A 21,624-nucleotide genomic window follows, 5' to 3' on the forward strand; every position below is an offset into this window, starting at 1 on the left:
GGCGGCAGGACCTCGCGGCCGGCCCCGGCCGGAAGGCAGCGCCTCGGCACGGCGGCCCCCGGCTCCGCCACGGGGTCGGGGGCCGCCGGCGCATCCTAGGTGAGCGGGTTGTCCTGCCAGCCGCTGTAGTAGCAGCGGGGGGTGCTGGTGTCGACGCAGGTCACCACCCGCACGCTGGTGACGTAGTAGCCCGCGTCATAGGTGAGACCGCCCCAGGACGACGTCTCCCCGCAGCCCTGCTGGTTCCACCGCTTCGGCGTGGTGTAGGTCGAAGAGCTGGTGCGGACCTGGAAGTGGATGAACACCGGCTCCCCGTCGCACGCGGTGTCCCGCACCGCGGCGTTGCCGTTCTTCCACCCGCTCGTCGTCCACTCCCAGTTCGCGGACCCGAAGACCCCGGTCCCGGACGCGTACGCTCCGCCGCTGGCCGCCGAAGCGGCTCCGGCCGAGCCAACCAGCGCGACAGCGGCGACCGCCGCCACCGCCCCCGCACGCCGCAGACCACCGACGAGACGTCGTTTCATACTTCCCCCTTGGACGAATGAAGCCGGAGCACGAAGAGCCGTGCCGCTCCTGCCTGACTGGATCCGACGCTAACAAGCCCCTGCCCGCCGGGGATCCTCAGTCTTGCGAGGTACCGTGGCGCGGCAGGCAGTGCTAGAGACCCACCTCCACACCAGGCCCGCCGGTCAGCGCCCCCTCATCGAGCTCGAACCCACCGACCACCCCCTCGCCGTCGAAAAGGGAACCGGAATCACCTTGGCTCGCGTTCGCGAGATCGCCGAGGCCGCGACTGCAACCACGCCTGGCCCGGCCAGGTCCTACACATCGCCCTCCCAGGTGCTGCACCCGCGGGAAGACCACGCTGCGCCCGAAGGCCAGCAGCCGTCTGAGGTGCCGTAACCACACCGCTCGCCGGCCTCAAGACGACCGACCGGATGGTGCGCCGACGCCGGGCGTCGGTGTTGCCGACCTTCCGGGGGGGCTTGCTGCACCCGTGACCGGTTAGGCCGGCGGGGGCGCGACGGTGACCGGGGAGGAGGCACCGGGGAGCAGGAGCCGGGGCGTGCCGGTGCCGTCGGCGGGGGTGGCCCAGACGTCGGGGGCCTTGCCCGCCCGGGCCGAAAGGGCGTAGGCAAGGGTGGCGTCGTCGAGCCAGGCGGCCTGGTCGTCGACGCTGCGGGTCTCGGCCAGCGGGTGTTCGTGGAGGTCGGCCAGGTCGAGGACGTGGAGGCGCCAGGGCGCGGCGGGGTCGGCGGAGACCTTCTTCTTGAAGGCGATCCGGGTGCCGTCCGGGGAGAGCGAGGGGCATTCCACGTTCTCCCGCAGGGTGCGGGCCGACCAGGCCTTGAGGTCGCCCTCGACGAGGTGGGTGCGGCCGGCGGTGGAGACGGTGGCGTAGAAGCGGTTGTCGTCGGCGGCGAAGTTGACGCCCCAGTAGTTGACGTCGGCGGCGTGGTAGCGGGTGCCGCCGATCGTCAGCGGGATCTCCTCGACGGACTTGATCAGGTAGCCGGTGCGCAGGTCGAGGATCGACGTGCGGGTGGAGAAGCGGTCCGCCGCGTAGGAGTCGCCGACGGCGAAGGTGGTCCAGGAGAGCACCTGGCCGGAGGGCGAGACCCGGGCCCGGTTGGGGATCCCGGGGACGATCACCGACCGGAGCTCGGTGAACCGCCGGTCGTAGACCACGGCCTGGGTCCGGGCGGGGGTGCCCGGCAGGGCGCGCAGGCACAGGGCGCGGTCCCCCGCGGCGTAGAAGCGGGCGCAGGACGGGCCGCCGGGCTCGCCGCCCGGGCTGCGAGCGACGCGGCCGGTGGCGTTGTCGCGGTAGTAGAGACCGGGCTGGTCGAGCGTGAACGAGAGGTCCGCGGCGACGAGTTGCGGTCCGCCGTCGCGTTGGCGGGCGTGCACCACGTAGCCGAGGGAGCCGCCCAGGAGGACGAGGACGGCGAGGACCAGCAGGACCGTTCGCGACTTCATCGGCGCGCCTTCCTTCCCGGGAGGATCCGCCAGGCGGCGGGGAGTGCGGCGGCCAGGGCGAGGGCGGCCGCGACGAGGGCCGTGCGCGGCCCCCACCACGTCCAGGCCGCGCCGAACCCGGCCGCGCCGACCAGACGGGCCAGGGCCTGTCCGGTCTGCAGGACGGCGAGGCCGCTCGCCCGGCCGGCGGCCGGGAGCACTGGCGCGGCCAGCGCCATCAGCACGCCGTCGGTGGCGGCGTAGAAGACGCCGAGGAGGACCAGGACCAGCACGGCGGTCGGCAGGCCCGACGGGGCCAGGAGCGTCAGGTAGGCGGCGAGCAGCGCGCCGTGGCCGAGCAGGAACGGGATCCGCCGTCCGGCGCGGTCCGCGATCCGCCCGGCGGGGACGGCCAGCAGCAGGTAGCAGGCCGCCGCGCCGAGCGGCAGCAGGGGGAAGAGCGCGGCCGACAGGTCGAGGCCGCGCTGGAGCAGGAGGTAGAGGAAGGAGTCGCCGACGGTCGCGGCGCCAAGCAGCGCGGCGGCCGCGACCACCCGCCGGAAGGCGGGGTCGGAGGTCGACCGGGCCGCCGTGCCGGCCGGGCCGGGCGCGGCGTTCGGCCCCGCGGCCGGGGCGGCGGTCGGGGCAGCGGTCGGGGCAGCGGCCGGCTCCGCGGCCGGGGCAGCGGGCGGGACCGGGCGGGTCGATGCGGCCCGCGGCGGCGGGGCCGACGGGTCGGCCGGGACGAAGAGGCCCAGCACCACCACACCGAGCAGGCCGGTGGCGAAGCTGACCACGAACACCGCGTCGTACGCGTCCGCCGTCACCCACAGCACCACGAAGGCGACCAGCGGGCCGAGCAGCGCCCCGGTCGTGTCCATCGCCCGGTGCACGCCGAACGCCCGGCCGAGGGTCTCCGGCGGTGCGCTGAGCGTGATCATCGCGTCCCGGGGTGCGGTGCGCACGCCCTTGCCGAGCCGGTCCGCGGCCAACGCGGCGGCGATCCCGCCGGCGGCCCCGCCGGCCATCAGCAGGCCCAGCCGGGAGAGCGCCGACAGCAGGTAGCCCGCCCCGGCGACGGTCCGGTGCCGGCCGGAGCCGCGGTCGGCGAGCCGCCCGCCGAGGAGCCGGACCAGTGCCGTGGCTCCGTTGAACAGTCCGTCGAGGAAGCCGAACTGGAGGGGTGAGAGGCCGAGGCCCAGGACCAGGTAGAGCGGCAGCACGGCGGTGACCATCTCCGAGGAGACGTCCGTGACCAGGCTGACCGCGCCGAGCGCGACGACCGTGCCCGGGACGCGCCGCCCCACCCCGGCGGGGCGGGGCGGCGCGTCCGAACGACGGTCCGTGGTGGCCAGGTACATCATCAGTGGCAGCTGTAGGTCGGGCTGGTGTCCTTGGCCTTGCCGTCCGTCCCGACGAAGCTCCAGCCGTACCCGGAGTCGGTGAAGTCCAGCTTCAGCACGCCGTAGTCGCCGCTGATCCGCTTCTGGCTGTTCGGCTGCACCTGCTCGATCGGGTACGGCTCGGCGCCGCCCATCCCGCCGACGATCTCGACGATCCCGTCGGCGGTGGCCTTCCCGTCCGGGTCCTGCGGGGCGAACCGCTCGTAGTGGTGGTCGTGCCCGTTGAGCACCAGGTCCGCCCGGGCGTCGTAGAGGATCCGCCACACCGGCCGGGAGACCGGGTCGTTGCCGTGCCCGCCGGAGGAGTACAGCGGGTGGTGCCAGTAGGCGGCGACGCACTTGCGGGTGTTGGCCGCGAGGTCGGCCTTGAGCCAGTCGATCTGGGCGCTCTGGTCGAAGGCGTTGGAGTCGAGGGCGACGAAGTGCCAGTTCCCCTCGTCGAAGCTGTACCAGCTCTTGCCCTGCGGGTAGGCGATGCTGCCGAAGTACGCCTTGTACCCGGAGAGCGAGCCGGCCGGGTCGTAGGTCTCGTGGTTGCCGGGGACGGGGTGGGTCTTCGCCTTGAACGCGCCCCAGCTCTTGTCGTAGTAGGCGCGGAAGTCCGACAGCCGGGCGTCGTCGTACTGGTTGTCACCCATCGTCAGGTAGAACTTCGGGTCGATCTTCTGGGCGAGGGCGGCGGTCTTCGGGTGCGCGCAGCCGCTGTCCGAGGCGGTGCACTGTGCCGCGATGTCACCGGCCGCGACGACGGTGAACGCCCCGCCCGGGGCGGTCCCGGTCGGCGAGGGCGTGGCGGTCGGCGAGGGCGTGGTGTCCGTGACCCCGTAGACCTCCATCTCGAACAGCGAGTACCCGTAGGACGTGCCGCGGGCCGTGCCGTACATCCGGACGTAGCGGCCCTTGCCGGCCAGCCCGGTCCAGTCGTCCGTGCCGCCGTTGCCGGCCTTCTCCTCGGCGACGGCGGTCCAGGTGGCCCCGTCCGCCGACACCTCCAGCCGGTACGCCTTCGCGTACGCGTCCTCCCAGGAGAGCTTGATCCGCGAGACGGTGGCGTTCGCCCCGAGGTCGACCCGCAGCCACTGCGGGTCCTTCCCCTCCGCGCTCGCCCACCGGGTACCGGTGTTCCCGTCGAACGCCTTGCCCGCCGCGTAGGACGAGCCCTCCGTGGACGAGGCCGTGGCGGCCTTGCCCCGCGAGAGCAGCGGATCGGCCGCCGCTCCCGCCCGCCCGGACCAGCCGAGCAGCAGTCCGCCGACCAGCACGAGCACCGCGGCGAAGACTCCGATGTGAACAGGCCTTACCGAGACTTGGGGACGCATCCCTGAACTCCCTGACCTCGAACGACGGCGAGAGCTGGACTCCGGCGGGGCCCGCACGCGATCCCCGCCGGTCGAGCGGTGGTTCCCTCACCACCACGGCGGCCGGGTCAGAGCTCTCGCTGAGCGCGTCACGCCCCGATCGAGGGGCGCCGCGCCAAGCCGCCGCCGAGAGCGTAGTGAAAAGTAAAGTTTCCTGACAATAGGCCGGACGCCGAAATCCCGCGCGGATCGACGGACACCGGCCTACGGGCGCCCCGGGGCGGCGACCCGATAGCCACCCCCGGGGGTCCTTCGCCGAGACCGTGGACCGGGTCCAGGAGGACGGCGGTGCGCGGGGGGGCGATGACAGGACCCGCTCGCGGTCGGCCGGGGCGCAGCACGCCGGGGTCCAGGAGCAGCACCGGCGGGGTGGTCGACACCGGCGGGCTCGACACCGGCGGGAGGCTGGGCGGCGAGGACGGCGGCGGGTGGTGGCCGTCCCGGCCCGGGCCGCCGGGAACCTGGGGGCGATCCCCCCATGCGGCCCCGGGCCGGCGTGCGCCCGGCCCGGGAAGCACCGCGCACGACGGTGTCCCCCAGGGGCGCCGAGGCCTTCCCCGGGTAGCGGGCAGGGGCCGCCTCGGCCGTGGACGGAATGCGGGGGCCGATCCCCCATGCGGCTCCCGCCGGGCTCGACCGATGCTCAAGGCCCAAGAGGACTCGCCGCGCCGATCGAGGAGCCGCTCCATGGGGAACGCCCTGTCCGTCTGCGTAGTCGCACTGGATCCCGTCCTGGAGGCGGGAGCCGCCAGCACCCTGGGCAACAGCCCGGAGGTCACGCTGGCGCTCCCGAACGAGCCCGCCCAGGTCGCCGTCGTGATCGTCGACCAGGTGGACCGCACGGCCCTGGACCTGGTCACCACCACCCGTGAACGGTTCCAGCGGCCCGAAGTGGTCCTGGTGGCCACCGAACTGGACGCCGCCGACGCGCGCCAGGCCATCACCGCCGGTGTGGCCGGACTGCTGCGCCGCCGCGAGGTGAGCGTCGACCGCCTGGTGCGCACCGTGCTCACCGCCGCGGGCGGCGACTGCACCATGTCCGCCGACCTGCTCGACGAACTGCTCGAACACCGGGAGGGCGGCGTCCGCCCGTACGCCGGCGGACCGGGCCTCAGCGACCGGGAACGCACCGTGCTGCAACTGGTCGCGAACGGCCGGGAGACCGAGGAGATCGCCCGCGAACTGAACTACTCCGTGCGGACCGTGACGACCGTGCTGCGCGACATCACGCAGCGGTTCCGGCTGCGCAACCGCGCCCACGCCGTCGCCTTCGCGCTGCGCGGGGGCCTGCTGTGAGCGGCGCGGCGGTGGCCGAGGCCCCGGCCGGGACCCTGACCGACGCCTCGTGCCCGGACGCGCCGGCCGACCGGGCACGGACCGGCGCGGGCCACCGGTTGCGCGCCCACCTCCGGGCCGCCGACCTCGCCGGGTACGAGGCCCTGGCCGGCGCGCTGAGACGGGCCGGCGTGGAACTGCTCGGCAGCCGCCCCGTCGACGGACCACCGGGCGCGGTCACGGTCGCCGTCGGCGGGACGGTCGAGGAGGCCCTCGGCATCTGCCCGCCGCCGGGAGGGCCCGGGGCCGGGCCCGGGGTGCTGCTGGTCGCCGAACGCTTCACCGCGGGCGGGGTGCTGCGGGCCGTGCGCTCCGGCGCCCGGACCATGCTGTGCGCCGGCGACACCGCCCCGCACCGGCTCGCCGCCGCCGTGCGCACCGCCCGACACGGGGAGGGGATGATCCCGCAGGGCGTGGTGCTGCGGCTGTTCCCCACCGGGACGGAGGAGGCGGGCGCCCCGCGCCCGGGCACTCCGCTGACCGCCCGGCAGTCCCTGGTGCTCGCCCTGGTGGCGGAGGGCCACGACAACGCCGCGATCGCCCGGACGCTGTCCTGCTCCCAGCACACCGTGAAGAACGCCCTGTACGACCTGATGGCCCGGCTCCAGGTCCGCAACCGGGCCCACGCGGTGGCGCACGCCGTCCGGGCCGGGCTGATCTAGGACGGCCCCGGCCGGGCCGGTGGGGCGCCGTCTGCGGCGCCCCGCCGGCCCGGCCGCCGGTCACTCCCGGGCGTCCGGGGCGATCACCCGCTCGATCACCGCCGCCAGCTCGCCGACCAGGGGCGGCTTCACCACCCCGAAGTGGTCGCCCGCCATCCGGTGCACGGTCACCTCGCCGGCCGCCAGCTCCCGCCAGCGCGCCAGGTAGTCGGCGAACTCGGTGCCGTAGGCCACCTCGTGGCGCCCCTGGGCGAGTTCGTCGCTGGCGATCAGGTGCAGCCCCCCGGCGTACCGGCGGTGGCGGTAGGTGAGGCACATCTCCATGACCTCGCGCCAGATCCGGGCGGACGGCAGCCACACCTCGTCGGCCCCGTGCTCGGGCAGCACGATGCCGGTCTCCGGGTCGACGTCGTCGACGATGTGGTCGAGCAGTTCCAGGGTCTCGCGCCGCAGCTCCGAGGTGTCCTGCTCCGGCGGGGCGGCGGCGAGTGCCTCCAGCTTCTCGACACAGCTCTCGATCAGCCGGAACTCCCGCCACAGCTGCGGGCTGTCGTGGCTGTCCAGACCGGGGTCGAGCAGCAGCAGGACGACCTCCTCGCCCTCGGCGGTCAGCCGGTGCGCCAGCTCGCTGGCGATGCCGCTGCCGCCGCACCAGCCGAACAGCCGGTACGGCCCGTGCGGCACGGCGGCCCGCAGTTCGGCGAGGTAGCGCTCGGCCATCCGCTCCGTCGAGGGCGCCGGCCCGGTGGCGGCCTGCAGACCCGGCCAGGCGAAGGCGAGGACCGGCTGGTCGGGGTCGAGGTGCTCGACCAGCGGCCGGTACCAGTGGGCGCTGCCCCCGCCGGGGTGGACGCAGACCAGGACCGGCCGGCTGCCGGTGCGCCGCAGCCACAGCAGCGCCTGCGAGCCGTCCCCGCCGGCCGCGGCGGCCAGCCCGGCCACCGTGTGGTGCTCGGTGAAGGATCGCACGGTCAGCTCGACGCCGTGCCGCTCGCGCAGCAGGGCGGTGATCCGCAGGATCGCCAGCGAGTGCCCGCCGAGGGCGTAGAAGTCGTCGTGGACCCCGACCTTCGGCAGGCCCAGCACTTCGGCCCAGACCTCCGCGACGGCCCGCTCGGTCGGGGTGCGCGGAGCGATGAACCCCTCGGCCGCGACGGCGCCGGAGGGCTCCGGCAGCGCGGCCCGGTCGAGCTTGCCGTTGGCGGTGAGCGGCAGGGCGTCGAGGACCACCCAGGCCGAGGGGACCAGGAAGTCCGGGACCCGCTGCCGCAGCAGGGCGCGCAGCGCGACGGGGTCGAGGCCGCCGGCGGCGTCGGTCGCGTCGGGTTCCGGGACGAGGTAGCCGACCAGGTTCCGGTTCCCGTCCGCTCCCGGCCGGGCGGAGGCCGCCACCGCCCGGACCCCCGGGAGCTCGCCGAGGGCGGCCTCCACCTCGCCGAGTTCGACGCGGTGCCCGCGGATCTTCACCTGGTGGTCGCGGCGGCCGATGAAGTGCAGGGTGCCGTCGGGGTCGCGCCGCACGAGGTCCCCGGTGCGGTACATCCGCGCCCCGGGCCGGGCCCCGGTCGGGTCGGGGACGAAGGCCTCGGCCGTCAGGTCCGGTCGGCCCAGGTAGCCCCGGGCGAGACCGGGACCGCCGAGCAGCAGTTCGCCGACCACCCCGAAGGGCACCGGGTTCAGCTCCTCGTCGACCACGGCGGCGACGGTGTCGGTGATCGGCCTGCCGATCGGCAGCGCGCGTTCGGCGTCGGCCGCGGTCAGGCCGGGCCGGACGGTGCTGAAGGTGGTGCACTCGGTGGGCCCGTAGACGTTGCCCACCGGCGCGCCGTGGGCGAGGGCGGTGCGGACGTGGGAGGGCGAGAGGGCGTCGCCGCCGGTGAGCAGGTTGCGCAGGCCGGCGAGCGCCTCGGGCCGGGTCTCGACCAGGTGGTTGAAGAGGCCGGTGGTCAGGAACAGGCTGGTCACCCCGTGCCGCCGCAGCACCTCCGCCAGTCCGTCCGCGTCGGCGGCGCCGGGCGGGCTGACGGCGAGGCGGGCGCCGTTGCACAGCGCTCCCCAGACCTCGAAGGTCGAGGCGTCGAACGCGAGCGGGGCGTGCTGAAGCAGCACCTCGTCCGGGCCGAGGTCGGCGTAGTCGGCGTCGTGGACCAGCCGCACCACTGCCCGGTGGGTGATCTGGACCCCCTTCGGCCGTCCGGTCGAACCGGAGGTGTAGGTGGTGTACGCGAGGTGGTCGGGCAGGAGCGGCACCTCGGGCCGGCCCTCCGGCTGGCCGTCCAGCGCCGTCCACTCCGGGTCCAGCACGAGGGTCCGCAGGCCCGGGCGGTCGGCGAAGCGGCCGGCGTGGCGGGCGGTGGTGGCCAGCACGGTGGTTCCGGCGTCGGTCAGGACGAACTCGATGCGGGCGTCCGGGTACGCCGGGTCCAGGCAGAGGTAGTACCCGCCGGCCTTCAGGACGCCGAGCATCGTGACGACGGCCTCGATGCCGCGCTCCAGGCAGACCGCGACCGGGACGTCCGGTCCGACGCCGAGCGAGCGCAGCAGGTGGGCGAGACGGTCGGACCGCTCCTGGAGCTCACGGTAGGTCAGCTGCCGCTCGCCGTCCTCCAGGGCGACGGCCGCGGGGTCGGAGCGCTCGTCGATCAGCCGGGGCACGGTCACCTCGGGCAGCGGCCGGGCGGTCCGGGGCTCGGTGGTCGGCCGCTCCAGGGCGGGGGCCCGGAAGGTCCGAGGGTCGCCCTCCGGGTCCGTCACCATCGCGGTGAGCACGCCGAGGAAGGTCTCGGCGGCGGCCGACAGCCGGTCCCGGCCCAGCCAGCCCGGGCGGCAGGTCATCCGCAGCTCGCCGGGGAAGGTCCAGACGTCGAAGGTGAACTCGTTCGGGCTGTCGTCGGTCACGTCGCCGATGTCCTCGGCGTGGTCGTCCAGCACGTGGAAGTCGAGGTAGCCGAAGACGACCTCGACCAGCGGGGAGCCGTCGCCGAAGGACTGCTGCATGGCGGGCAGCGGGTAGCGGCGGTGCGGCCACAGCGCCAGTTCCTCCGCGAAGACCGAGCCGACCAGCTCCCGCCAGCTCGCGGCCCGCAGGTCGACGGCGAACGGCACGGTGTTGAGGTACATGCCGCGCACCTGGTCGCCGTCGGCCAGTTCGGGCCGGCCGTTGGTCACCGCCCCGGCGAAGAAGCGGCGCTGGCCGCTGAGCAGTCCGAGCACCGTCAGGTGCGCGGTGTACAGCACGCTCTTGAGGGAGGCCCCGGACGCGGCGGCCAGGCGGCGCAGGTCGGGCTCCAGGTGCGCCCAGGACAGCCGCACCTCGGTGGCGGGCAGCGCCGCCTCCTCGGGCGCGGTGTCGGCGGGCAGCCGGAGCCGTTCGAAGCCGGTGATCCGCCGGCGCCAGAACTCGGCGTCCTGCGCGGACCGCAGCGCCCGGCGCTCCAGCGCGATGAAGTCGGCGTAGCGCACCTCGGGTGCCGTGGCCGGCGGGGTACCCGGGTCGTCGCGCAAGTCCCGGTAGGAGGCCCGCAGTTCGGCGATGACCGAGTGGTGGCTCCAGCCGTCCAGGATGGCGTGGCACTCCACGTGGGTGAGCAGCCACTCCCGGTCGCCGGTGCGGTGGACGTGGTAGCGCAGCAGGGGGGCCCGTTTCACGTCGAAGGGCGTGCGCCGGGCCTCGGCGCGGAACCGCCGGACCTCCTCCCCCTGCTGTTCGGGGGTCAGGTCGCGCAGGTCGTGCACGGTGACGGGCAGCTCGACGGCGTCGGCCGGGTGCACCAGTTGGAGCGGCTCGGAGTAACCGGAGAGGTCGAAGGAGGTGCGCAGGATCTCGTGGCGGGCGACCACCCGCCGCACCGCCTCCCGGAGGGCCTGCTCGGAGAACGGGCCGTCGTCGACGACCTGGAAGGTGCTGACGTTCTGGTAGGTGTTGCGCTCGGGGTCGGCCAGCATCTCGAAGACCATGCCGACCTGGACCTGGCCCATCGGGTAGGCGTCGACCAGGCCCTCCGGCAGCCGCTCGCGGTCGGCGTCGCCGAGCAGCTCGAACGGCCGGACGAGGGTGTCCCGGGGCTCCCGGTCCTCCTCCCCGGTGCGCGCGGTCACCGCCTCGGCGAGGTCGGCCACGGTCTGCCGGGTGAAGACGTCCTGCACCTCCAGGGGGACGCCCCGGGCGCGCAGGGCGCCGACCGCCCGGATGGCGCGCATGGAGTCGCCGCCGAGCTGGAAGAAGCTGTCCAGGACGCCCACCCGGTCCAGGTCCAGGGCGTCGGCGAACGCCTCGGCGAGGGTTCGTTCCAGGGCGTCCCGGGGTGCGACGTAGTCCCCGGCGAGCGCGGAGCGGCTGCCGTCGGGGGCGGGCAGGGCCCGGCGGTCGGTCTTGCCGCTGGGGGTGAGCGGCAGGGCGTCGTGCAGCAGCCAGTGGGCCGGGTGCAGCTGGGCGGGCAGCCGGTCGTGCAGGTGCGCGCGCACCGCGGCCGCGTCCACCGTGCGCGGGGCGAGGTGGGCGACCAGCCGGCCGTCGTGGACGGTGACGGCCGCCGCGGCCACGCCCGGCGCGGAGGCCAGGGCCGCCTCGATCTCGCCGGGTTCGACCCGCTGGCCGCGGATCTTCACCTGGTCGTCGAGCCGGCCGAGGTACTCGATCGCGCCGTCGGGCCGCAGCCGGGCGAGGTCGCCGGTGCGGTAGAGCCGCTCGCCGGGGGCGGTGGCGAACGGGGAGGGGACGAAGCGCTCCGCGGTCAGGCCCGGCCTGGCCAGGTAGCCGCGGGCCAACTGCACGCCGCCGAGCAGCAGTTCGCCGGCCACGCCGATCGGGACCGGCCGCAGCCCGGCGTCCACCACGTAGGTGCGGGTGTTGGCGATCGGCCGGCCGATGGTGACCGGCTCGCCCGGCAGGCAGCGCAGGGCGGTGACGTCCACCGCGGCCTCGGTCGGGCCGTACAGGTTGTGCAGCTCGCAGCCGATCCGCCGGTGCACCGCCTCGGCGAGCTCGCTCGGCAGGGCCTCGCCGCTGCAGACCATCCGGCGCAGGTCGGGCAGGTCGGGCAGGTCCGCGGCGAGGAACTCGCGCAGCATGGACGGCACGAAGTGCAGGGTGGTCACCCGCTCCGCGGCGACCAGTTCGGCGAGGTGGGCCGGGTCCCGGTGGCCGCCGGGTTTGGCGAGCACCATGGTCGCCCCGGTGACCAGCGGCCAGAACAGCTCCCACACCGAGACGTCGAAGCTGGTCGGCGTCTTGTGCAGGACCCGGTCGTCGGAGCCCAGCCGGTAGGCCTCCTGCATCCAGTGCAGCCGGTTGACGATCGCCCGGTGCTCCACCACGACGCCCTTGGGGCGGCCGGTGGAGCCGGAGGTGTAGATGACGTACGCCGGGTGGGCCGGCCCGGCGAGCGGGGCGGGGTCCTCGGCGGGGAGGCCGGACAGGTCCTCGGCGACGTCGACCAGGACCGCGTCGCCGTCGGCTCCCGGGGCCCCGGCCGGGTGGCCGGCGTGGCCGATCACCACCCGGGTGCCCGAGTCGGCCAGCATGAAGGCCAGCCGCTCGGCCGGGTAGTCCGGGTCGAGCGGCAGGTAGGCGCCGCCCGCCTTGAGCACGGCGAGCAGCGCCACCACCAGCTCGGCGCCGCGGTGCAGCCGCACCCCGACCACGGACTCCGGGCCCACGCCGAGGGCGCGCAGCCGGTGCGCCAGCCGGTTGGCCCGGGTGTTCAGCTCCGCGTAGGACACGGTGACGCCCTGGTCGCGCAGGGCGGCGGCGTCCGGGGCGCGGTGGGCCCGGTCCTCGACCAGGGCGGTGAGGGTCCCGGCGGGGTAGTCGCGGGCGGTGTCGTTCCAGGTCTCCAGTAGCAGGGTGCGCTCGGCCGCGGGCAGCACCTCCAGGGCGTCGACGGGCAGCTCCGGCGCGGCGACGGCGCTCGCCAGCAGCTCGGCCAGCTGGGCGGCGAAGCGTTCGACGGTGGCGCGGTCGAACAGGGCGGAGGCGTAGGTGATCCCGCCGGCCAGCGAGCCGTCCGGCTGCTCGGTGAGGCCCAGGGTGAGGTCCAGCTTGGCGCTGCTCTCGCCGACCGGCAGGCGGCCGACGGTCAGTCCGCCGGCCGGCACGTCGGCGGCGGTCGCCGCGTCCTCCCACAGCAGCATCGTGGTGAACAGCGGGTTGCGGGACGGGTCGCGTTCCGGGACCAGCTCGTCCACCAGCAGCTCGAACGGGAGCTCCTGGTGGGCGTAGGCGTCCATGGCGCCCTCGCGCACCCGGCGCAGCAGCTCGGTGAAGGACGGGGCACCGGACAGGTCCGTCCGCAGGACCAGGGTGTTGAGGAAAAGGCCCACCATGGACTGGAGTTCGGTGCGGTCCCGGCCCGCCACCGGGGTGCCGACGGCCACGTCCCGCTGCCCGCTCCAACGGCCGAGCAGCACGGCGTAGGCGGCCTGCAGGGCCATGAACGGGGTGGCGCCGTGCTCCCGGGCCAGCGCGGAGAGCTTGCCGGCGACGTCCGCCGGGACGGCCACCGGCACCTGGGCGCCGGCCGAGTCCCAGACCGGCGGCCGGGGCCGGTCGGTGGGCAGCTCCAGCGGGGCGAGACCGGTCAGCCGCTCGCGCCAGAAGGCCAGTTGCCGTTCGGACCGCTCGGCGGCGAGCCGCTCCCGCTGCCAGACGGCGTAGTCCGCGTACTGGAGGGGCGCGACTCCCCCGCTGGCCTCCGGGGCGCCGGTGGAGGCCGCGGCGTAGCGGGCGGTGAACTCGGTGACCAGCAGGTCCTCCGACCAGCCGTCGGCCGCGATGTGGTGGAAGGTCAGCAGCAGCGCGTGCTCGTCCTCGCCGAGCCGGGCCAGGGCGGCGCGCAGCACCGGCCCGGTGGCGAGGTCGACCGGGCGGCGCTCGGAGCTGGTCAGGGCATCGATCCGGGCCTCGGCGGCGGTGCGGTCCAGCCCGCTCAGGTCCAGCTCGTCGAGCTCCACCGGGGCCGGTTCGTCGACCAGCTGGACGGGTTCGTCGCCGATCACCGGGTAGCGGGTGCGCAGCACCTCGTGCCGGGCCGGCAGGGCGTCCAGCGCGGCGTGCAGGGCCCGGCGGTCCAGGGGGCCGCGCAGGTGCAGGGCGGTGGTCATCAGGTACTCGGTGCCGCCGGGCCGCATCCGGTCCAGGATCCAGAGCCGGCGCTGGGCGAAGGAGAGCGGCAGGGGGCCGGTGCGGGGGGTCCGGCCGATGCGGTCGGCCGGGCGGGGCGCGGCCCCGCCCTCCAGCCGGCGGCGCAGCAGCTCGGCGCGCCGGGCGGCGCGGTCAACGGACTCGCTCACAGAACACCCTTCCGGGACAGGAGGTCCTCGATCTCGTCATCGGTCAGCCGGTCGATGTCGGCCTCGACGGCCTCCTCCACCGCCTCGGCCAGGTCGGCCACCGTGGTGGCCTCGAACAGTCGGCGCAGCGGCAGGTCGACCGCGAAGGCCTCCCGCAGGGCGGCGAGCACCCGGGTGGCGAGCAGGGAGTGGCCGCCGAGGGCGAAGAAGTCGTCCCGGGCGCCGACGCCGGGCAGGCCGAGGACCTCGGACCAGATGGCCGCGAGGGCCTCCTGCACCGGGCCTTCCGGGGGCAGGTGGTCGGCCGTCCGCTCGGGGCCGGCCGGGGCGGGGTCGGGCAGGGCCTTGCGGTCGACCTTGCCGCTGGAGGTCATCGGGAACTCCGCCAGCGGGGTCCAGCGCGCGGGGATCATGTACTCGGGCAGCAGGTCGCGCAGGTGGGCGCGCAGGTCGGCGACCGGCGGGACCTCCGCGCCGGGCCGGGCGACCAGGTAGGCGACCAGCTGCCGCTCGCCGGGCGCGGTGTGCGCCGCGACGACCACGGCCTCCCGCAGCGCGGGGTGCCGGGCCAGCGCCGCCTCGATCTCGCCGAGCTCGATCCGCAGGCCGCGCAGCTTGACCTGGCGGTCGATCCGGCCGAGGAACTCGATGGCACCGTCCGGGCGGCGCCGGACCAGGTCGCCGGTGCGGTAGAGCCGCTGCCCCGGCGCGGTGGCGAGCGGGTCGGGGACGAAGCGGTCGGCGGTCAGGCCGGGCCGGCGGTGGTAGCCGCGGGCCAGGCGCACCCCGCCGAGGCAGAGTTCACCGGGCACCCCGACCGGGACCGGCCGCAGGTCGGCGTCCAGGACGTGGGCCCGGGTGCCGGCCACCGGCCGTCCGATCGGCAGCGCGGCGGAGGCCTGCCGGCCGGCTTCCTCGGCGGCGTCCACCCGGTGCAGCAGGCAGGTGACGGTGGCCTCGGTGGGCCCGTAGTTGCACAGGAAGCGCCCGGGCAGGCCGGTGTCCGCCCAGCGGCGGGCGTCGTCGATGGTGACGACGTCGCTGCCGACGTTCATCAGCTTGAGCGCGGTCAGCCGCCCGAGGTCGGGGGAGTCCAGGACGGCCCGGTAGTAGGCGGGGGTGATCTCGAGGACGGTCACGCCGTACTCGGCGAGCCGGGCGGGCAGTTCGGCCGGCGTCCAGAAGACCGGGTCGCCGACCACGATGGTGGCGCCCGCGACCAGGGTGGCCGCGATCTGGTCCATCGCGACGTCGAAGGTGAGCGCGGAGAGCAGGACGACCCGCTCGCCCGGGGCGATGCCGTAGGCGTCGGCGATCACCCGGCAGTGGTGGGCGTAGGAGCGGTGCTCGATCATCACGCCCTTGGGACGGCCGGTCGAGCCCGAGGTGTAGATGACGTAGGCGAGGTTGCCGGGCCCGGCCAGCGGCACCGGGTCGGTGTCGGCGCCGGCGGTCGGGTCCGCGTCCGGGCCGGGGGTCGGGTCGGTGGCGTGCGCCGGCCCGGTCCGCCCGCCGTCAGGCCCGGGCTTGTCGTCGACCAGGACGGTCCGGTGCCGGCCGCCGGCCGTGCGGTCGGCGAACTCGGTGACGGTGACCACCAGGTCGGCGCCGGCGTCGTCGAGCATGAAGGCCAGCCGCTCGGCCGGGTGCCGGGGATCGAGGGGGACGTACACGCCGCCCGCCTTGAGCACGGCCACCAGGGTGACCACGGCGGCCACGCTGCGCTCCAGACAGGAGGCGACCACCGTCTCCGGCCCGACGCCGAGCCGGCGCAGCCGGTGCGCGAGGCGGTTGGCCCGGGCGTTCAGCTCGGCGTAGTCGATCCGCTCCTGCCCGGCGATCAGCGCGACGGCCCCGGGGGTGCGGCGGGCCGCGCGCTCGATCAGCTGCGGCACGCACAGCCCGTGGTCCTCGGCCGGGTCGAGGGCGGCGGTGCGGTGGCCGTCCGGGTCCGGCCACCGTTCGAGCAGCTGGTGGCGCTCCTGCGCGGTGAGCAGCCCGAGGTCGCCGATCCGGGCGTCGGGGGCGGCGGCGACGGCGTGCAGCAGGGTCAGGTAGTGCCCGGCGAGGCGGTCCATGGTGGTCCGGTCGAACAGGGCGGTGGCGTACTCGAACCAGACCCGCAGCAGGCCGTCCTCGTGCTGGGTGACCGTCACCGTGAGGTCGAACTTGGCGACGGAGGGCCCGGCGTCGATCCACTCGGCCGCGGCCCCGCCGATGGCGGTGGGCAGGTCGTCGGCGTGCTGGAGCTCGAACATCACCTGGAACAGCGGGTTGCGGGAGAGGTCGCGGTCCGGCCGCAGGGCGTCGACCAGGTGCTCGAACGGCACGTCCTGGTGGGCGAGCGCGTCGGCGGAGGCCCGGTGGACCTGCTGCAGGAGGTCGGTGAACCGCGGATCGCCGGCCAGGTCGGTGCGGATCACCAGGGTGTTGGTGAAGAAGCCGACCAGGTCCTCGGTCTCGGGCCTGGTCCGCCCGGCGACGGGGGTGCCGACCGCGACGTCCTCCCGCCCGGTGTGGCGGCCCAGGAGCAGCTGGAAGGCGGTCAGCAGCAGGACGAACGGCGTCACCCCGCTGCGGCGGGCCAGCTCGGTCAGCTCGCGGCCGAGCCCGGCCGGCACGGTGGTGTCGAAGGTGGCGCCCCGGGTGTCCCGGACGGCGGCCCGCAGCCGGTCGGTGGGCAGTTCGACGGGCACCAGGCCCGCCAGCCGCTCCCGCCAGTGGTCGAGCTGTCCGGCGAGCTCGCCGGCGTCCTCCCGCTCGCGCTGCCAGACCGCGAAGTCCGCGTAGTGCACCGGCTGCGTGGCCAACGGCGACGGCCCGCCCGCCGCGAGCGCGCGGTAGGCCCGGTCGAGGTCGGCGAGCAGCAGACCGGTCGACCAGCCGTCGCAGACGATGTGGTGCAGGGTCAGGGCCAGCAGGTGGTCGTCGGGGGCGATGCGCACGACGGTGACGCGCACCGGCCACTCGGCCGCCAGGTCGAACGGGCGGCTGCCGGCCTTGGCCACCAGCTCGTGCGCCTGCGCCTCGGCGTCGGGGGTGGCGGCGAGGTCGACCAGCCAGAACGGCACCGGGCCCGGCGGGTCGATCACCTGGCGGGGGTCGCCGTCGTGGGGCAGGTAGTGGGTGCGCAGCACCTCGTGCCGGGCGGCGACGGCATCCACCGCGCCGCGCAGCGCGTCGACGTCCAGCGGGCCGCGCAGCCGTGCGGCGAGCGGGACGAGGTACTCGTCGCTGCCGGGCTCCAGCTGGTCGAGGAACCAGAGGCGTTGCTGGCCGAAGGAGAGCGGCAGCCCGCCGGTGCGCGGCACCGGCCGGATGGCGGGCCCGGCGTCGGTGGCGGTGGCGCCGGCCGCGTCGACCCGGGCGGCCAGCGCGGCGACGGTGCGGGCGCCGAACAGGTCACCGACGGTCAGGTCGGCGCCGAGCGCCCGGCGCAGCCGCAGGACCATCCGGATCGCCACCAGCGAGTGGCCGCCGAGGGCGAAGAAGTCGTCCTCGGCGCCGACCCGGTCCACCTCCAACACCTCGGCCATCGCCTCGGCGACGGCCCGCTCGGTGGCGGTGCGCGGGGCGGTCCAGGGGCGGCTCGCGTCGCGCTGCCGGCCCTCGCGCGAGGGCAGCAGCTTGCGGTCGACCTTGCCGCTGGGGGTGAGCGGCAGTTCGTCCAGTGTCAGGACGGCGGAGGGCACCATGGCCTCCGGCAGCCGGGCGGCCAGGTAGGCGCGCAGTTCCTCGACGGTGGTGGCCGCGCCGGGGGCGGGCACCACGTAGGCGGTCAGCTCCAGGTCCCCGGCGGCCGACCGGTCGGCGGCCACCGCGGCGGCCCGGACGGCCGGGTGCAGGGCGAGCGCCGCCTCGATCTCCCCGGGCTCGATCCGCACCCCGCGGACCTTGACCTGCTCGTCCAGCCGGGCCAGGAACTCCAGCGCCCCGTCCGCCCGGCGGCGGACCAGGTCCCCGGTGCGGTACCAGCGCTCGCCGGGGGTCAGCGGGTACGGGTTGGGCGCGAAGCGCTCCGCGGTGAGGCCGGGCCGGCCGAGGTAGCCGCGGGCCAGGCCGACACCGGCCACGCACAGCTCGCCGGGCACGCCGACCGGCACCAGCCGGTCCTGGGCGTCGACCACGTGGACCCGGGCCCCGGTGAGCGGGTGGCCGATCGGGACGATGCCGTCGCGCTGGGTGCCGTCGTGCGGCCAGGCGGTGGAGTCGATCGCGCACTCGGTCGGGCCGTAGGTGTTGACCACCCGGACGTCGAGCAGGGCGCGCAGCCGCTCGCAGAGGTCGGCGGGCAGCGGCTCCCCTGCGGAGCAGACCACGCGCAGCGCGGTGCAGTCGGCCAGGGCGGGCTCGGCGAGCAGCAGCCGCAGCACCGAGGGGACGAGTTGCAGCACGGTGACGCCGTGTTCGGCGGCGGCCCGGGCCATCACGGCCGGGTCGCGGTGGGCGTCGGCCGGGGCCATCACCACGGTCGCGCCGCTCACCAGCGGGGAGAGGAACTCCCAGACGGCGGCGTCGAAGCCGATCGTGGTCTTCTGCAGCAGCCGCTCGCCGGGGCCGAGATCGAGGTGCTCGACCGACCAGAGCACCCGGTTGCGGATGGCCGCGTGCGGCACCACCACGCCCTTGGGGCGGCCGGTCGAGCCGGAGGTGTACATCACGTACGCGGCGCCCGCGGGGTCGACGGGCACGGGTGCCGCGAGGGCTTCCGCGGGCTCGGACCCGTCGCCGTCCAACAGCACCAGCCGGGGCCCGTCGGGCAGCCGGTCGCGCAGCGACTCCTCGGTGAGCACCAGGCCGACCCCGGCGTCCTCGACCAGGTAGGCGAGCCGGTCGGCAGGGTGGTCGGGGGCGAGGGGCACGTACACCCCGCCCGCGGTGAGCACCGCGAGCAACGCGGTGACCAGGTCGGCGCCCCGGTGCAGGGCGACCCCGACCGGGGTCTCCGGGGTGACCCCGAGCCCGCGCAGCCGTTGGGCCCGCCGCCTTGTCCGGTCGGCGAGTTCGGCGTACGTCAGCTCCAGCGGGCCGGCCACCACGGCCACCGCGTCCGGGGTGGCCTCCGCCCGGGCGAGGAAGAGCTCGGGCAGGGACGGGCCTGACCACAGCCGGTCGGGGTCGGCCTCGGTGCGGTTCCAGGCCCGGAGCGCCCGGCACTCGTCCTCGGTGAGCAGCTCCAGCCGCTGCACGGGCGTGTCCGGGTGCTCGGCCAGTTCGGTCAGCAGCCGCAGCAGGTGGCCGGCCATCCGCTCGATCCGGTCGGCGTCGAACAGGGCGGTGGGGTAGAAGAGGCGCCCGCTGAGCGAGCCGTCCGCCTCCTCGGAGAGGTGCAACGAGAGGTCGAAGGGGGAGGTGGTGACGGTCGCCGGGACGAGGTCGACGTCCAGGCCGGCGAGCCGGAACGGTTGGGCGTCGGTGGTGTGCAGGGCGAAGGCGGCCTGGAAGACCGGGTTGCGGGACTGGTCGCGCTCGGGGGCGAGGTCCGCCACCACCCGGTCGAAGGGCACGTCCTGGTGGTCGTAGGCGTCCAGGACGCCCTCCCGGACCCGGCCGAGCAGCTGGTGGAAGCTCGGCGAGCCGGACAGGTCGGTACGCAGCACCACGGTGTTGAGGAACATGCCGAGCAGCTGTTCCAGCTCGGGCCGGTCGCGGCGGGAGACCGACACCCCCACGGCCACGTCCTCGCGGCCCGCGTGCCGGGCCAGCAGCAGCTGGTAGGCGGCCAGGTACACCATGAACGGGGTGGCGCCGTGGTCGCGACCGAGCTCGGTGAGCCGGGCGGCGCACTCGGCGGGCACGGTGAAGGTGACGTCGGCGCCGGCCGCGTCCCACTGCGCCGGCCGGTGCCGGTCGGCGGGCAGGTCCAGCGGCTCCAGCCCGGCGAGCCGCTCCCGCCAGTAGCCGCGGCGGCGCTCCATCCGCTCGGCGTCGGCGTCCCAGCGCTCCCGCTCCCACTCGGCGTAGTCCGCGTACTGCAGGGCCGGCGGCTCCAGCGGGGACGGCTCGCCGGTCCGGAACGCGCCGTACAGGGCGTCGAGTTCACGGGCGAGCAGGACCCAGGAGCCGGCGTCGAAGGCGATGTGGTGGACGGTCACCAGCAGGGCCGCGTCGGCTTCGCCGAGCCGCACCAGGGTCAGCCGCCAGGGCGCCGCGGCGCGCAGGTCGATCGGGGTCCGCCGTTCGGTGACGCTCAGCTCCCGCAGCCGGTCCCGCTGTTCGACCGCCGGCAGGCCGGTCAGGTCCACCCGGCGGGGCTCGACCGGGGACGGGTCGTCGACGAGCTGGGAGCCGGCGCCGTCCACCGCGGCGTACCGGGTGCGCAGGATCTCGTGCCGGGCGGCGACCTCGGTCAGCGCGGCTGTCAGCGCGGCCTCGTCCAGCGGGCCGCGCAGCCGGATCGTCTCGTGCAGCAGGTACTCGGTCGAGGCGCCCGAGCGCAGCTGGTCGACGAACCACAGCTGCTCCTGGGCGAAGGAGAGCGGGGAGCCGGTCTCATCGGGTGCCATCGGACGCCTCCCCCGGCGAGTCGGTACGGGCGGTACGGGCGGTACGGGCCTGGGCGGCGTCGGCCGCGGACCAGGGCTCGGCCATGGCCACGGCGATCCGCCGCGGTCCGGTGAAGGGCTCGCGGCCGTGGGCCGCCAGCATGTTGTCGACCACCAGCACGTCGTCGAGCTGCCAGTCGAAGCGGCGCTGCTCCGCGCGGTAGCAGTCCCGCAGGTGGGCGACCACCTCGTCGGGCACCGGTGCGCCGTCGCCGTAGTAGGTGTTGGTGGGCAGGCCGGCCTCGCCGTACATCTCCCGCAGGCCGTCGCAGACCTCGGGTCCCAGCGTGGTGACGTGGAAGAAGGCGAAGTGGTTGAACCAGACCGGTTCACCGGTCTCCGGGTGCCGGTGCACGGCTTGCCGCCGGGCCCGGGTCCGCAGGCCGGTCGCGGTCCACTCGGCGGTCATGCCGTTGCGGACGCAGTACCGTTCCACCTCGGCCCGGTCCTCGGTGCCGAAGGCCTGCTGCCAGGCCACCCCGAAGCCCTCGGTGAAGTTGCGCACCACCATCCAGCCGCGGGCCGCGAACTCCTCGCGCACCGCCGGGTCGATCGCGGCGTGGACCCGGCGGACGTCGGCGAGCGGGGTTGAGCCGAGCGTCTCCGGCGGCCGCACGCAGTGGAAGAACAGCGTCCGGGGCCAGGCGGCCTGGTAGGAGTTCTCGTTGTGGAGGAAGATCTCCTCGGCCGGCGGGTAGTCGGTGGAGGTGTACACCCGGCCCTTGATGGTGCTGCGGGGCGAGGAGCGCTCGGTATAGGCCAGGGGCTCGCCGGACACCGCGGCGACCACGCCGGCGAACCCGTCGACCCCGCCGACGTCGAAACCGCGCAGCAGGACCGCGCCGTGCTCCAGGAGCCGCCGGCGGAGGAGAGGACGGGCGGCGGGCAGGTACTCGGCCACGGGGGTACCCGGCGCGTCCGCCGACAGGACGAAGGGAAGGGCGGACTCCACGGCGCGCTCTCCCGAGGGGTCCGCGGTCACGGACGGGGGTGACGGGTTCGCAGTCATGCGCCTCAGCCTCTCGGGCCGGGCCGGGTGCGGCGAGAGAACTACCGGCAGCCCTGTCGGCAG

9 protein-coding genes and 1 pseudogene are annotated in these 21,624 nt (G+C 75.5%); 3 read left to right on the forward strand and 7 right to left on the reverse strand.

What is annotated here, in order from left to right:
• Positions 1-95: 95 nt before the first annotated feature.
• Positions 96-524: a hypothetical protein gene (locus tag ACZ7RU_RS11310; RefSeq protein WP_470340645.1), complete on the reverse strand. Its 429-nt coding sequence runs from the start codon at positions 522-524 to the stop codon at positions 96-98.
• 133 nt (positions 525-657) lie between these two features.
• Here ACZ7RU_RS11310 and ACZ7RU_RS11315 point away from each other — a divergent pair.
• Positions 658-789 (forward strand): annotated as a pseudogene (locus ACZ7RU_RS11315) (DUF2199 domain-containing protein); the annotation flags it as partial.
• A gap of 216 nt (positions 790-1,005) precedes the next feature.
• Here the strand turns inward: ACZ7RU_RS11315 and ACZ7RU_RS11320 are convergent.
• Genes ACZ7RU_RS11320 through ACZ7RU_RS11330 form a run of 3 tightly spaced genes read right to left on the reverse strand, consistent with a single transcriptional unit; the run spans position 1,006 to position 4,681 of the window.
• Entirely contained in the window at positions 1,006-1,980 is a 975-nt protein-coding gene (locus ACZ7RU_RS11320) for a TolB family protein (protein WP_470340646.1), read from the reverse strand.
• Positions 1,977-3,320 (reverse strand): MFS transporter, encoded by a 1,344-nt coding sequence (locus tag ACZ7RU_RS11325; protein ID WP_470340949.1) that lies wholly within the window; start codon positions 3,318-3,320, stop codon positions 1,977-1,979. Before ACZ7RU_RS11325 ends, ACZ7RU_RS11320 begins: the two co-directional genes overlap by 4 nt.
• 2 nt (positions 3,321-3,322) lie before the next feature.
• Positions 3,323-4,681 carry a discoidin domain-containing protein gene (locus tag ACZ7RU_RS11330; RefSeq protein WP_470340647.1) on the reverse strand — a complete coding sequence of 453 codons (1,359 nt, stop codon included), beginning with the start codon at positions 4,679-4,681 and terminating at the stop codon, positions 3,323-3,325.
• Positions 4,682-5,407: 726 nt separating this feature from the next.
• Here ACZ7RU_RS11330 and ACZ7RU_RS11335 point away from each other — a divergent pair.
• Both ACZ7RU_RS11335 and ACZ7RU_RS11340 read left to right on the forward strand, forming a co-directional pair.
• Positions 5,408-6,016, forward strand: a complete 609-nt coding sequence (locus tag ACZ7RU_RS11335; protein WP_470340648.1) for a response regulator transcription factor — start codon at positions 5,408-5,410, stop codon at positions 6,014-6,016.
• Positions 6,013-6,717: a helix-turn-helix transcriptional regulator gene (locus tag ACZ7RU_RS11340; RefSeq protein ID WP_470340649.1), complete on the forward strand. Its 705-nt coding sequence runs from the start codon at positions 6,013-6,015 to the stop codon at positions 6,715-6,717. Before ACZ7RU_RS11335 ends, ACZ7RU_RS11340 begins: the two co-directional genes overlap by 4 nt.
• A gap of 60 nt (positions 6,718-6,777) precedes the next feature.
• Here ACZ7RU_RS11340 and ACZ7RU_RS11345 read toward each other — a convergent pair whose 3' ends face one another.
• Genes ACZ7RU_RS11345 through ACZ7RU_RS11355 form a run of 3 tightly spaced genes read right to left on the reverse strand, consistent with a single transcriptional unit; the run spans position 6,778 to position 21,504 of the window.
• The gene (locus ACZ7RU_RS11345; RefSeq protein WP_470340650.1) at positions 6,778-14,007 is read right to left on the reverse strand and encodes an amino acid adenylation domain-containing protein; all 7,230 of its coding nucleotides are present in this window, start codon (positions 14,005-14,007) and stop codon (positions 6,778-6,780) included.
• Positions 14,004-20,513: an amino acid adenylation domain-containing protein gene (locus tag ACZ7RU_RS11350; protein ID WP_470340651.1), complete on the reverse strand. Its 6,510-nt coding sequence runs from the start codon at positions 20,511-20,513 to the stop codon at positions 14,004-14,006. Before ACZ7RU_RS11350 ends, ACZ7RU_RS11345 begins: the two co-directional genes overlap by 4 nt.
• A complete protein-coding gene (locus ACZ7RU_RS11355) occupies positions 20,500-21,504 on the reverse strand; it encodes a TauD/TfdA family dioxygenase (RefSeq protein ID WP_470340652.1) in 1,005 nt (334 codons plus the stop codon). Before ACZ7RU_RS11355 ends, ACZ7RU_RS11350 begins: the two co-directional genes overlap by 14 nt.
• Between the last annotated feature and the right edge of the window lie 120 nt (positions 21,505-21,624).

Source organism: Kitasatospora sp. NPDC114501, assembly GCF_055633695.1.

Coding starts and splice junctions, on each gene's coding strand:
- ACZ7RU_RS11335 (WP_470340648.1), top strand. CDS start 5,408: ATGGGGAACGCCCTGTCCGTCTGCGTAGTCGCACTGGATCCCGTCCTG.
- ACZ7RU_RS11320 (WP_470340646.1), bottom strand. CDS start 1,980: ATGAAGTCGCGAACGGTCCTGCTGGTCCTCGCCGTCCTCGTCCTCCTG.
- ACZ7RU_RS11330 (WP_470340647.1), bottom strand. CDS start 4,681: ATGCGTCCCCAAGTCTCGGTAAGGCCTGTTCACATCGGAGTCTTCGCC.
- ACZ7RU_RS11310 (WP_470340645.1), bottom strand. CDS start 524: ATGAAACGACGTCTCGTCGGTGGTCTGCGGCGTGCGGGGGCGGTGGCG.
- ACZ7RU_RS11325 (WP_470340949.1), bottom strand. CDS start 3,320: ATGTACCTGGCCACCACGGACCGTCGTTCGGACGCGCCGCCCCGCCCC.
- ACZ7RU_RS11350 (WP_470340651.1), bottom strand. CDS start 20,513: ATGGCACCCGATGAGACCGGCTCCCCGCTCTCCTTCGCCCAGGAGCAG.